The sequence below is a fragment of the Tabrizicola sp. genome (genome assembly GCF_022842145.1).
GTDB lineage: Bacteria > Pseudomonadota > Alphaproteobacteria > Rhodobacterales > Rhodobacteraceae > Tabrizicola.
Window position 1 is genome coordinate 782,749 of the sequence record NZ_JALHQD010000001.1, and the last position, 12,760, is coordinate 795,508.

The window sequence follows — 12,760 nt, forward strand, 5'->3', positions numbered from 1 at the left end:
ATCCCAGAGGTAGCACGTTGGAGGACCACAGGCGGCTTCGTGCCGCACCAACGATCGCAACACAGGAGATTCACGTGAAAGCTCTGCTTCTTACAACCGCTCTGGCGGCCGGCTTCGCATTGCCTGCGATGGCCCAGGACGCCAATTCACCCTTCCAGTCGGAAGCTTCCGGGCCCGCACTCGCGGCTTCGGACGTGATCGGCGCACGCATCTATGCCAGCGAAGCTGCACTCGACGCCGACGCTTATGCGGGCGTCCAGGAGGGCTGGGAAGACATCGGTGAAGTCAACGACATCATCCTGGGCCGCGATGGCACCGTCGACGCGGTTCTGGTCGACATCGGTGGCTTCCTTGGCATGGGCGAACGTCAGGTCGCCGTCGACATGTCGGCGCTGAAAGTCGTCCAGGATGACGCTACGGACGCTGATGACTGGTTCCTGGTCCTGCAGTCGGACCGTGCAACCCTGGAAGGCGCACCGGAGTACATGATTCCGGGTGCGGCCATGGACGCAAATGCAGACGCGAACGCGGATGCCAATGCTGATGCCGATGTTGCCGCGACCGACACCACGACCCAGGGTACCGCGACCGACGAGGCTGTGGCCGAGTCGACCACGGCCGAGGGCACCGAAGGCACCGGCAATGCGACCGACACCGAGCTTCCGGCCGATGGCCAGGTTGCTGGCGACAACGGGACCGAAGCCCAGACCGACGGTGCTGCGGCGACTGCCCCGATGGTGGCCTCGGATGGGACCATGACTCTGCCCGAGGGCTACTCCTCGGTCGAGCGTGACACCCTGACGGCGGAACTGCTGACCGGCGCCGATGTCCGCGACCCAAGCGACTCCTCGATCGCCGAGGTTTCTGACCTTGTCCTCACCGGCGAAGGTCAGGTGACCGACGTTGTTCTGGACGTGGGCGGCTTCCTTGGAATCGGTGCACGGTCTGTCGCCATTCCGATGGACCGGCTGACCGTGGCGCAGTCCGAAGGTGGCGCAGTCCGGATCTGGGTCAACATGACCAAGGAAGAACTGGAAGCGCTGCCCGAGCACACTATGCAGTAAGAAACGGTCGATCGCTGTGGCAGTGCCCTCTCACAGCGGACGGCCAGGCCCGCGCCCATCTCGATGGGTGCGGGTCACCTATTTCAAGCTGTCGTTCAGCCCCGGATCCAGCGGGAACGCGACCCGGATCATCAGCCCTTCGGGTCTGTAATCCCGGTGCAGACTGCCGGACAATTCCCCGTTGAGGCTGGCCTCGATCAGGCGGGAACCGAAACCCGATCCGTTCGCCGGTGCCGGCGAAACGCCTTCGAAGCGCTCCTGCCACTCCAGGTCGATCCAGGGTTTCCCGGCCTCGGCCCGCAAGGACCAGCGGATCTGAAGCCCCGATCCAGCGGCGGAGAGTCCGCCGTATTTCATTGCGTTGGTCAGAAGCTCGTGGACGACCAGGGCAAAGGCGTGAGCCTGGCGTTCGTTCAGGCGAACCGGAGGACCGTCCACCAGATGCTCGACTTCGGTTGCATCCAGGCTTTGCTGAAGTTCGTTGACCAGAACCGAGCGCAGGTCCGCCTGCGCGACCGCTGATCCCGCAAGAATTTCCTGCACTACCGACATGGCCTGCAGGCGGGAATCGAAGGCGGCGGTGAAGGCTTTGACGTCGGTTGCCCCACGGGCGCTTTGCCGCGAGATCGACTGGATGCGTGCGATATGGTTCTTGATCCGGTGCTTCATCTCTTGCAGCAGAAGCTCGCGGTAGTCCGCCTCACGCGAAGCGGCGGCGGCGACGGCCCGGGCTTGAAGCGCCTCTTTCTGGCGGGACGCGACCGCATAGGCGGCCGCAGCGGCAAAGAGGAAGCTGGTGAGGCCCAGAAGCACGCTGTCGATGTGCTGGACCTGACCCATGCTGGCCTTGTCGGCCCAGACATCGAACGTCCATTTCCGGCCCAGGATCGGAATGCTTCGGCTGTGGTGAAGGGGCCGGGCCCCCGCCGCCGCGCTGTTGTCGAAAACCGGCACCTCTGGCACGTCCGCATCGACGATCCGCAGGGCGACGGGCAAAGCTGGTCCCACGGACAGCGCCGCGCGGATGAGGTCGCCGCCACGGAACGGCGCGAAGACGAAGCCGGACACCGGCCGGGAATCGATGCCCTCCTGCCGTGCAACATCCTGGAAGGGGAGGTAGATCAGGAACCCGGTCTGCTTGTCCTTGGTGATCTCTTGCACGAGCTGGACGGGTGCGGTGATCTGCGCATCCCCGCTTGCGATCGCCAGGTCCATTGCCGCCCGCCGCAGGGGTTCGGAATACATGTCAAACCCCAATGCCGCGGCATTGCGGATGTTCTGGGGTTCAAGAAGCACGATCGGCGTCCGCCAGGACTGCGGGGAGTCGGGGTGAAGTTCGATGTCCAGACCGTAGTGCCGTCGGATTTCTTCTTCCGCCAGCGCGGTATCGGTGTCGGCGATCATCCGGGCAAAGCCGATCCCCTGGACCCCCGAGAGCTCGGTCACGATATCGACCGAGGACAGGAAGCGCAGGAATTCGTCCCGAACCACCCTGTCGCGGGTGGCGGACAAGAGCCCACGGGCGGCCCGCAGGACGACGATATGCTGCTGAAGGCGTGACTCCACCCGGTCGATTGCCAGGTCCGCAACGCGAACGAACTCGGCCTCAAGCTGGCGCTCGTTTCCGGTGTAGACGGCCAAGGTAACCGCAAGACCGGACAGGAACGCCAGAAGGAAGACCAGTTTCGGAAGCTGCGCGGCAATCAGGCCTTTCAATTCGGCGCTCGTCGGTCAGAGGATCGGCCGTACATCTTCCTTCTCCATGTCAACAAGCGCGATCTGTGAAAGCTGGACGTGCTCCAGCATTTCAAGACGCCGACCGGCAAGCCGCACCAGCCCCGCATTGCGCAGGGCCACGAGCACGCGGTTGGTATGCACCACCGAAAGGCCAAGCGCATCGGAAAGGTCGTGTTGCCGGAAGGGAAACGGGACCGAGCCGTCCTGCTCCATACCAAGTGCGACAAGACGCCGCCAGATCCGGACCAGGGCCCAGGCGATGCGTTGCGTCGCATCGCGCTGGCCGAGGGTGGCTACCGTCTCGCCCAGAAAATGCTCTTCGACCGCAGCGATCCAGGTCAGGTCGTAGGCGCGCGAGGGCTGGTTCCGGAAAAGCTCCCACACCCGTTCCCGCGGGAAAGTGCACAGGACGGTTTCCGTCACGGCGGTCACCGTGTGACGCGCCTGGCCCATGATGCCCGATTGCAGCCCGACGAGGTCTCCCGGAAAGACGAAGCTGATCACCTGGCGCTGTCCTGTTTCCAGCATCATCGACCGGACGGCCATTCCGGACAGCACCGTGTAAAGCGACGCCGCCTGATGACCCTGCAGGATGATGTCGCCCCCTGCCGGCACCACCCGCTCGCCCGCCTTGAAGCGGCGCTGGAAGGCAAGTTCGCTTTCGGTCATCGGAACGAACAGCGGCCGGCAGCGCAGCGGACAGTCTAGGCAATCTGTCGCTTCTGCCATCAGGTTTCCTTCCGTCGTTCATCACAGGTTAATGCGCCTGTCGCGATACACCTTCATGGTCGGGTCTCAGAAGGTCAACGAGCCAAGGGCAATTCATTGAAGAACAGGTACTACGTCGTCGAACCCGACAAGATTGTCGCGGACGATCTTGCCCATGCGATTCGGGTGCATGACCCCGCTGCAGAGGTCATCGTGTTTCACGAGCCGGACGCCGTGCTGGATGTTCTGGACGAACAACCGCCGACGGCCGTGCTGCTGAACCACAATCCGCGCGGATTCCGCCGGACGAAGGTCGGCCTTGCCTTGCAGGAACTGCGCGTGCCCTACGCGTTCAGCGGGCTGCTGAGCGAGGCTGAAGCGGATGGGGCAGAGATCCTGCCAACTCCGTTCACCGAAAACAGCGTCGCCAACGTTCTGCGCCGGATGGTGCCCGAGGACTAGTGGACCACGGTCCGGCATGACAGAATCCCTGCCATCAAGGTCGGCGACAGATCGTAGGGGTCGCAGACTGGCATTGCGGCGGACCGCTTGGTGCAGCAAAGTCGGAAACGATCGGCGCCGACGGAACGCCTGCCCAAAGTTCAGGGAGATGACATGCGATATCACACACCAACCAGCTTTGCGGATGCCGCGGTCATAGCCGCGGCGGCCACGGGCACTCTGCGCTTTCTGGCGGGCGGAACGGACGTCCTGGTGCAGATGCGCGCAGGCGTGGTGCAGCCCGACGATCTGATCGACCTCAAGCATATTCCCGGCGTGGACGAGATCGAGCAGACGCCCGACGGCGGCTGGAAGATCGGCATCGCGGTGCCGGGCATCGTGCTGGGCGCGCATGATGCGCTGGTGCGCGACTGGCCGGGCGTGGTCGAAGGGATGAACCTGGTCGGTTCGACGCAGGTGCAGGGCCGGGCGACGCTGGCAGGAAACCTGTGCAACGGCTCGCCCGCCGCGGATTCGGTGCCGGGACTGATTGCCGCCGGTGCGACAGTGACCGTCACGGGGCCGAACGGATCCCGGGAAGTCCCGGTTGAACAGGTGCCTGCGGGACCGGGGCGTACCAATCTGGCGAAGGGCGAGGTGGTTTCCCGGATCACCCTGCCACCGCGCGGGAAGAACGGGGGCGACTGCTATCTGCGCTTCATTCCGCGGACCGAGATGGACATTGCCGTCGTCGGCTGCGCTGTCAGCCTGCGGCTGGACGGAGACAGGATCGTCGAGGCGCGGGTTGCGCTGGGGGCCGTGGCCCCGACAGTGATCCTGTCCGACGCGGCGGCCAAGGCGATCATCGGCACCACGCTGGACGATGCGGCTTTGGCCGCGCTGACCAAGGCGGCACAGGCCGAGGCGAAGCCGATTTCGGACAAGCGCGGCACCAAGGAATTCCGGATCGAAGTGGCGGGCGTGCTGGCCCGCCGGGCGGCCAAGATCGCCTATGACCGGGCGAAAGGATTGACCAAATGAGCAAGATTCACGTCTCGACCATCGTCAACGGCGATCCGGTCGAATTTCTGGCGAACCCGCGCGAAACCCTGCTGGACGCCCTGCGCAACCAGCTGGACCTGACCGGCACCAAGGAAGGCTGCGGCACCGGCGATTGCGGCGCTTGCTCCGTTGTCGTCGATGGGACGCTGGTCTGCTCGTGTCTGATGCTGGCGGCCGAGGCCAATGGCAAGAAGGTCGAAACCATCGAGGGTATGGCAGGCGAAGAGCTGCACCCGCTGCAGCGCAAGTTCATCGAACATGCGGCCCTGCAGTGCGGCTATTGCACTCCGGGCATTCTGGTGGCGGCGAAGGCTTTGCTGGAGCGGAACCCGGACCCCACCGATACCGAGGTGCGCTACTGGCTGGCCGGGAACCTGTGCCGCTGCACGGGCTATGACAAGATAATCCGGGCCGTGCAGGACGCGGCTGCGGAAATGCGGGGGGCAGCGTAATGGCGCGCGATGATGTGAAGACCGGATACAAGCTGATCGGTACCCGCCCCAACCGTCCGGACGGGCTGGACAAGGTGACGGGCCGAGCGCGCTATGGGGCTGACTTCTCCCTTCCGGGGATGCTGCATGCCGCCGTGGTGCGCTCGCCCCATGCCCATGCGCGGATCGTGAAGATCGATGCGTCGAAGGCTCTGGCGCTGGACGGCGTGAAGGCCGTGGTCACGCGCGCCGACCTGCCGACGGGACTGACGGGTGAGGATTTGAACCTGCAGGACAATACGCTGGCCGGTGAAAGGGCGCTGTACGACGGACATGCGGTCGCAGCTGTTGCGGCGACCTCGGCGCTTCTGGCGCAGGACGCGGCGCGTCTGATCGAGGTGACCTATGAGGTCCTGCCGCATGTGACCGACGTCGATGCGGCGATGGCCCCGGGGGCTCCGGTCATCCGCGAAGGCGTGGCGGACTTTTCTGTGCCGGAAGGCATGCACGGCAACGTCGCCCGTTACATGGAGTTCGGGCATGGCGACGTCGAGGCGGGCTTTGCCGCCGCCGACATCGTGCGCGAACATACCTACAAGACCGAAGCGACCCACCAAGGCTACATCGAACCGCACGCCTGCGTCGGCCAGATGGGCGAGGACGGGCGTGGCGAGATGTGGGTCTGCACGCAGGGCCACTGGTACATCCGCCGGATGAGCGCGGCGGTCCTTGGGATCGACGCGGCGAACCTGCGGGTCACGCCGTCCGAAATTGGCGGCGGCTTCGGCGGCAAGACCACGATCTTCATGGAGCCGCTGTCTCTGGCCCTGTCCCGGAAAGCGGGCGGGCGTCCGGTGAAGCTGGTGATGAGCCGGTCCGAGGTTCTGCGCGCGACGGGGCCGACGGCCTCGGCGTCGATGGACGTCAAGCTGGGGATGAAGAGCGACGGCACGATCACCGCCGGTCAGGTCTATTTCCGGATGCAGGGCGGGGCTTTTCCCGGCATGTCCCCCATCGGCGAGGCGCTGCCTTGTGCCTTTGCCTGCTACGACATTCCGGCCTTGAAGCATGAGGCCGTGGAAGTCATCGCCAACCGTCCGAAAGCGGCAGCCTATCGCGCCCCGGGCTCGCCCATGGCGGCCTTCGCGGTGGAAAGCCTTGTCGACGAGATGTGCCGCGAGCTGAAGCTGGACCCGATCGCGGTGCGGCTGAAGAACGGCGCAACCAACGGTTCAAAGTCCAGCTATGGGCCGGTCTACAACGTGATCGGTCTGAAAGAGACGCTGGAGGCCGCGAAGGATCACCTCAATTACACGGTTCCGCTGGGCCCGAACCAGGGCCGCGGCGTTGCCTCGGGCTTCTGGTTCAACCACGGCGGCGAGACCTCGGTCACTCTGGCGGTTGGCGAGGACGGGACGGCGACGGTGATGATCGGCACGCCCGACATCGGCGGCAGCCGTGCCTCCATCGGACTGATGGTCGCCGAGACGCTGGGCATCCCGTACGAAAACGTCCGGGTGAACGTGGTGGAAACCGGCGCTTTGGGCGTCAACGAACCCACCCACGGCAGCCGGGCGACCTTTGCCAGCGGCAAGGCGGCGGTGGAAGCCGCACGGCATGCGATGACCGAAATGTGCCGTCGCGCGGCTGCGGACTGGGGCATCGACCCGGAAGCCGTCGAATGGAAAGACGGCGCGGCGCATCCCGCTGGCCCGAACGCGGGCAAGTTCCCGCCCATGACCATCGGCGAGATCGGGTCCAAGATGGGCTCGACCGGGGGGCCGATCTCGGGCCACCACGAGGTGACGGCCGAGGGTGTCGGGGCCAGCTTTGGCACGCACGTGGTCGATGTCGAGGTGGACCCGGAGACGGGGCGGACCACGATCCTGCGCTACCTCGTGGTGCAGGATGCCGGGACGGCGATCCATCCGGCATACGTCGAGGGGCAGTACCAAGGCGGGGCTGCACAGGGCATCGGCTGGGCGCTGAACGAGGAATACGTCTACGGCGCCGACGGTCGGCTGCAGAACCCGATCTTCCTGGACTACCGCGTTCCCGTCGCAAGCGACCTGCCGATGATCGACACGGTGATCATCGAGGTTCCGAACCCCGGTCACCCCTACGGTGTGCGTGGCGTGGGCGAGACGGGGATCACCCCGCCCCTGCCCGCCGTCGCATCTGCCATCGCCGGGGCAACTGGCGCGCGTATCCGCAGCCTGCCCTGCTCTCCGCCCAAGGTGCTGGCGGCGATCATGGCGGCACGGGCGTAAGCATGGCGAAGGTCCATCTCTGGGCCAGCCTGCGGCGGTTCGCCGATGGGCAAGAGGTGGTGGAGGTGGACGCCGCGACCGTGGGACAGATGATGGATGCGCTTGAACGGGCGCATCCGGGTCTGGGCCCCGCGATCAAGGCCGGGCTCTCGGTGGCGGTGGATGGCGAGGTCATCGCGAACAACCGGGCCGCACCCGTCGGGCCGCAAAGCGAGGTCTACCTGCTGCAACGCCTGAAGGGCGGCTAGGCCGCGGGCCCCAGCGACGCGAAAGGCGCGTCCTTCAGGTAGTTCTGCTTCATGTAGCTGATGAAGTTGTCCCGGAACTGCCGTGTGTGGGCATGGGCCAGCGCGTCCGCGCGGACCACATCCCGGTCGCGGATGGCGGCCAGCATCTCGTCATGTTCGTCGGTCAGAAGGATCTCGCCGTCGCCTTGCTCCAGATAGGCGAAATGCAGGTGCAGCATCCGGCGGCCCTGGTTCAGCAGGCGCTCGTAGAAGGCGGACAGGTAGGGGTTCCGTCCGGCATGGGCGATGGCCATGTGGAAGTTCATGTTCGCCTCGGACATCGCCAAGTGTTCGCCCTTCGACACCGAGGCCACGAACTCCTTCTGCCGCCGCGCGATGGTCTTTAGGTCCAGGTCCGTCCGCAACTCTGCCGCCAGACGCGTGTTCATCCGCTGCGCGACGTCCAGTGCCTCGACGTATTTCGGGAAGCTTTGCAGGTCGATCGGCGCAACGACGGTGGAGCGGTTGGAGAGCGTCACCACCAGATCGTCGCCAGCCAGCCGGATCAGCGCCTCGCGCACCGGCGACCGGGACATGCCGAAACGCTCGGCCAATGAGGTTTCGTCCAGCACCGCGCCGGGTTCGAGGTCGAGCGACAGGATCTCGTCGCGCAGGGTTTCGTAGGCGAACTTGACCCCGGTCCCCTTGACGCGTTTCGGTTCCGTTTCGTCGCGCATGGCGAACCCCTTGGCAGTTGTGGTCCAAGCATAGCCGATGGGGGGTATCAAGTCGACACGGTACATTCTGGGTTTGACATGTCGTCACTCTGTCGCCATGTTGCGCACCATTCGTTGCCCCGAGAGGAACCTGAAATGCTGAAGCTGTCCGGTGTGCTGCCCGCACTTGTCACGCCATTTGATCCCCAGGATCAGATCGACTTTGCAGCGTTCAAGATGCATCTGACCGCCCTGCGCGCGGCGGGCGTTTCGGGCTGGGTGCCCTGCGGGTCTTCGGGCGAATACAACCTGATGAGCGACGACGAGCGTGATCAGGTCCTGCGCTTTGTCAAAGACTTCGCCAAGCCGGGCGAGACGCTGATCGCCGGAACCAACGCGCCGTCGACTGCCGGCGTGATCGCCAACACACAGCGCGCCAAGGACTTGGGCTATCACGCCGTGCTGCTTGCCGTGCCGTTCTACACCAAACCTACGCAAGCCGAAATCATTCGCCATTTCAATGCGGTGATCGACGCGACGGACATGAACATCGTCCTTTACTCCTACCCCGGCAAGGACGGGGTCGAGATCGAGCATGAGGCGCTGGACGCGTTGGCCGACAACCCGCGGATCATCGGGATCAAGGAAAGCTCGGGGGTCCTGCAGCGCGCCATCGGGATTTCACAGCGTTATGCGGGCCGGATTCAGCTGGTCTCCGGTTCCGACGACATCGCGTGGGACTTCATGCACTGGGGTGCGGACAGCTGGATCTGCGGGCCGGCAAACTGCATGGCGAAACCGGTCTGCGAGATGGACGCGGCCTTCCGGGCGGGCGACCATGCCCGCGCGAAAGAGATCATGCAGGCGGTCTGGCCCGCGATGAACGTGCTTGAATCGGGCAAGTTCGTGCAGAAGCTGAAGTACGGATGCGAATTGCAGGGCACGCCGGTCGGTGGCTGCCGGATGCCCTTCGGCCCCCTGACCGACGCCGAAAAGGCCGAGTTCGCGGCGGCGATGCAGCCGATCCTGAACTGGAAGTAAGCCGTGGTCACTGTCGTCGTCGGCGCGGGTATCATCGGGACCGCCATCGCGCATGATCTGCAAAGGCGCGGTCGGCAGGTGGTGCTGGTGGACCGGGACGCCCCTGGCAAGGGCGCGTCCTATGGCAACATGGCCTCGATTGCGGTGACCGAGTTCATGCCCGCCTCGCGCCCCTCGGTCTGGAAGCAGATCCCGGGCTGGATGCTGGACCCGGAAGGGCCCGTGCGGGTGCGGCCCTCCTACATGCCGAAGCTGGTGCCGTGGTTCCTGCGGTTCATCGCCGCCTCGCGGCCGTCCAAGCTGCGGGCACTGGAGGCCGAGGGTGCGGCACTGTGCTCTCGTGCGCTGGGGGATACTTTGGACCTCCTGCGGGAGACCGGGCTGACCGACCAGATAAGCGACGAGGGCTGCCTGTCGCTTTACACCGACGAAGCCGAGTTCAAGGCCGACCGCGAGCATATCGAGATCCTGGAACGCTTCGGCTTCCCGCATGAGGTGATCGGGCGGCAGGCAATCAAGGCGCTGGAGCCGGAGTTGTCGGACAAGATCGGGATGGCGGTCCTGTTCCCGCAGAACCGGTCAATCAAGGACCCCTACACGCTGGTGCTGGCCTTGGCCGAGCGGTTCGTTGGCTTGGGGGGCCGGATCGAACACGGCGAGGTCGTGGGCTTTACCCGGTCCGACGAGATGCGCGAGTTGGTGCTGAAGGAAAGCCGCCGGATGCCTGCCGATGAGGTGGTGATCTGTGCCGGGGCTTTCTCGGCGAAGCTGGCGAAAGACCTGGGCGAGCCGATCCCGCTGGAGACGGAGCGGGGCTATCACACCCAGATCATGGCACCCGGGATTTCGATGAAACACTCAATCATCTGGCCCGCCAAGGCGTTCATGGTGACGCCAACCGCCGGGGGTATCCGGGTGGGCGGGACGGTGGAGATGGCGGGGCTGGAGGCGGCTCCGGACTACCGGCGGTCGAAGGTTACCGTGAAGCGCGCGAAGGAAGCGTTGCCGAACCTGGCTTGCGAGGACTTCACCGAATGGATGGGCCACCGCCCTGCCCTGCCGGATACGATCCCGATCCTGTCGGCCAGTCCCCGGACAAAGGGGCTGTTCTATGCCACGGGCCACGGTCATCTTGGCCTGACCTATGCTGCGACAACGGCCCGGCTGATGGGTGAGCTGATTACCGGAGGCAAGTCTTCGGTCGATCTGCATCCTTACCGGGTGAACAGGTTCTAAGGGGAAGACATGCGTTTCAGCCGGACCATACAGACGGTGGACGTCCACTGCGAGGGCGAGATCGGGCGGGTCATCACCGGGGGGGTGCTGAACATCCCCGGTGCCACGATGGCCGAGAAGCTGCATCACCTGAACAGCGTTGATGACGGGCTGCGGCGGTGGCTGTGTTCCGAGCCTCGGTCCGGTCCGGTGGGGTCGTTCTGTCTGCTGACCCCGGCCTGCGATCCGCGGGCGGATGTGGGGTTCATCGTCCTGCAACCGGATCAGGCCCACGCGATGTCGGGGTCGAACGCGATCTGTGCGACGACGGCGCTGCTCGAGACCGGGATGGTGCCGATGGTCGAGCCTGTCAGTGTGGTGACGCTGGACACCGCGGCGGGGCTGGTGGTGGCCACGGCGGAATGTTCGGGCGGGAAGGTCGTGCGGGTCACACTGGACATGCCGCCGTCGTTCCTTGCGAAGCGGGGCGTGATCGAGACGGCGGAGTGGGGGGCGGTGGAGTACGACCTTTGTTTCGGCGGGGTCTTCTATGCGTTGATCGACGTGGATCAGGTGGGGCTGACGATCGTGCCGGAGAAGGCGCGGGAACTGGCGATGGTAGGGGTAGACTTGCGCGGCCGGATCGCGGCGGTGGAGCCGGCGGAGCATCCGCTGGAGCCGGCGTTGAACGGGCTGGCCTATGTGATGTTCCGGTCGGACGAGGCGGACGGGGCTGTGCGGACCTGCACGACGATGCGGCCGGGACGGGTGGATCGGTCGCCCTGCGGGACGGGGTCGAATTCCAACATGGCGGCGCGGTTTGCCCGGGGTCTGGTGAAGGTGGGGGACCGGGTTGTCTCGCGGTCGACGATCGGGGGGGAGTTCGTGACGGAGTTCGTCGAGGAGACCACGGTGGGGTCCTACAAGGCGACGCGGAACCGGGTTTCGGGGCGGGCCTGGATCTACGGGATCAGTCAGATCGGGCTGGATCCGAGCGATCCGTTTCCGGAAGGATTCCGGCTTTCGGATACCTGGGGCGGGTGAGGCTGTCCGCGCGCGGGCAGCTTTTGCAACCGTTGGAATCAAGAGCTTGGCTGTGGGCGTTAGGGAAGCGTTAGCCATGTCGGGCTAGCGCGTCAGGGTCGCCATCCGCGCGGCGGCGGTATCGGGATCGCCGCGTTCGATGGCGCGGATCAGGGCTTCGTACGCGGCGGCGTGGGGCTCGGCGAGGCCTTCGGGCGGGGCGGTGAGGTCGTCGCCCAGCCGGGCGAGAACCGAGACGGCCACCCCGAATTCCATGATCGCAGAGGCGGCGCGCAGGAAGGGGTTGCCCGAAGCCTCGGCCACGACGCGGTGGATTTCGAACTCGGCCATTGCGAAGGGTTCGGGCTGGTGGGCCATCACGGCGCGCTGGTTGAGCCAGTAGTTCAGGAGGCGGACGTGTTCGGCCTCGCGGTGCTGGGCGGCCAGACGCGCGGCCTGCACCTCCAGGCTTTCGCGGATGGTCTGGAAGGACGCAAGGAAGGCGGGTGACGGGCCGCTTTCCAGTTTCCAGGCCAGGATCTGGCGGTCGAAAAGGTTCCAGCGAGATTGCGGCAGGACCCGGGTGCCGACCTTGGCGCGGGCTTCCACCAACCCCTTGGCTTCCAGAGTCTTCAAAGCCTCGCGCAGCACGGTGCGGGAGACGCCGAAACGGTCCATCATCTCGGCGTCGCCGGGCAGACCTGACCCCACCGGCATGGCGCCGGAAACGATGGCGCGTCCCACTTCGTTGATCACATAGGAATGATAGTTCCGCGCTGCTGGCCGCCCGGAGAGCGTTCGGATCAGGCTCCCCGGTTCGCTCAT

Annotated in this window: 13 protein-coding genes; 9 read left to right on the forward strand and 4 right to left on the reverse strand. The window is 65.4% G+C overall.

Features of this window, described 5'->3' with window-relative positions:
* Positions 1-74: 74 nt before the first annotated feature.
* The gene (locus Q0C42_RS04000; RefSeq protein ID WP_295072284.1) at positions 75-1,064 is read left to right on the forward strand and encodes a PRC-barrel domain-containing protein; all 990 of its coding nucleotides are present in this window, start codon (positions 75-77) and stop codon (positions 1,062-1,064) included.
* A 78-nt stretch (positions 1,065-1,142) separates the two neighbouring features.
* Here the strand turns inward: Q0C42_RS04000 and Q0C42_RS04005 are convergent, their stop codons facing one another.
* Both Q0C42_RS04005 and Q0C42_RS04010 read right to left on the reverse strand, forming a co-directional pair.
* A complete protein-coding gene (locus Q0C42_RS04005; RefSeq protein ID WP_295072287.1) occupies positions 1,143-2,780 on the reverse strand; it encodes a CHASE domain-containing protein in 1,638 nt (545 codons plus the stop codon).
* A gap of 15 nt (positions 2,781-2,795) precedes the next feature.
* Positions 2,796-3,470, reverse strand: a complete 675-nt coding sequence (locus Q0C42_RS04010) for a Crp/Fnr family transcriptional regulator (RefSeq protein WP_295072288.1) — start codon at positions 3,468-3,470, stop codon at positions 2,796-2,798.
* Positions 3,471-3,626: 156 nt separating this feature from the next.
* On the opposite strand from Q0C42_RS04010, the gene Q0C42_RS04015 reads away from it, so the two are divergent.
* The 5 genes from Q0C42_RS04015 (at position 3,627) to Q0C42_RS04035 (ending at position 7,961) form a co-directional block, all read left to right on the forward strand.
* Positions 3,627-3,971, forward strand: a complete 345-nt coding sequence (locus Q0C42_RS04015; RefSeq protein ID WP_295072291.1) for a hypothetical protein — start codon at positions 3,627-3,629, stop codon at positions 3,969-3,971.
* Positions 3,972-4,124: 153 nt separating this feature from the next.
* Positions 4,125-4,991 carry a xanthine dehydrogenase family protein subunit M gene (locus Q0C42_RS04020; protein WP_295072294.1) on the forward strand — a complete coding sequence of 289 codons (867 nt, stop codon included), beginning with the start codon at positions 4,125-4,127 and terminating at the stop codon, positions 4,989-4,991.
* On the forward strand, positions 4,988-5,464 hold the full coding sequence (locus Q0C42_RS04025) for a (2Fe-2S)-binding protein (RefSeq protein WP_295072297.1): 477 nt from the start codon (positions 4,988-4,990) through the stop codon (positions 5,462-5,464). The genes Q0C42_RS04020 and Q0C42_RS04025 overlap by 4 nt, the downstream gene beginning before the upstream one ends.
* Entirely contained in the window at positions 5,464-7,713 is a 2,250-nt protein-coding gene (locus tag Q0C42_RS04030; RefSeq protein WP_295072300.1) for a xanthine dehydrogenase family protein molybdopterin-binding subunit, read from the forward strand. The genes Q0C42_RS04025 and Q0C42_RS04030 overlap by 1 nt, the downstream gene beginning before the upstream one ends.
* A gap of 2 nt (positions 7,714-7,715) precedes the next feature.
* Complete coding sequence (locus Q0C42_RS04035; protein ID WP_295072303.1) at positions 7,716-7,961, forward strand: MoaD/ThiS family protein; 246 nt, start codon at positions 7,716-7,718, stop codon at positions 7,959-7,961.
* Here Q0C42_RS04035 and Q0C42_RS04040 read toward each other — a convergent pair.
* The gene (locus Q0C42_RS04040) at positions 7,958-8,677 is read right to left on the reverse strand and encodes a GntR family transcriptional regulator (RefSeq protein ID WP_295072305.1); all 720 of its coding nucleotides are present in this window, start codon (positions 8,675-8,677) and stop codon (positions 7,958-7,960) included. The genes Q0C42_RS04035 and Q0C42_RS04040 overlap by 4 nt on opposite strands.
* Positions 8,678-8,812: 135 nt before the next feature.
* Between Q0C42_RS04040 and Q0C42_RS04045 the strand changes: the two genes are divergently transcribed.
* Genes Q0C42_RS04045 through Q0C42_RS04055 form a run of 3 tightly spaced genes read left to right on the forward strand, consistent with a single transcriptional unit; the run spans position 8,813 to position 11,956 of the window.
* A complete protein-coding gene (locus Q0C42_RS04045; protein WP_295072307.1) occupies positions 8,813-9,697 on the forward strand; it encodes a dihydrodipicolinate synthase family protein in 885 nt (294 codons plus the stop codon).
* 3 nt (positions 9,698-9,700) lie between these two features.
* Positions 9,701-10,933, forward strand: coding sequence for an FAD-binding oxidoreductase (locus Q0C42_RS04050; RefSeq protein ID WP_295072309.1), 1,233 nt, complete (start codon positions 9,701-9,703; stop codon positions 10,931-10,933).
* Positions 10,934-10,942: 9 nt separating this feature from the next.
* On the forward strand, positions 10,943-11,956 hold the full coding sequence (locus Q0C42_RS04055) for a proline racemase family protein (protein ID WP_295072311.1): 1,014 nt from the start codon (positions 10,943-10,945) through the stop codon (positions 11,954-11,956).
* A gap of 84 nt (positions 11,957-12,040) precedes the next feature.
* Here Q0C42_RS04055 and Q0C42_RS04060 read toward each other — a convergent pair whose 3' ends face one another.
* Entirely contained in the window at positions 12,041-12,760 is a 720-nt protein-coding gene (locus tag Q0C42_RS04060; protein WP_295072312.1) for a FadR/GntR family transcriptional regulator, read from the reverse strand.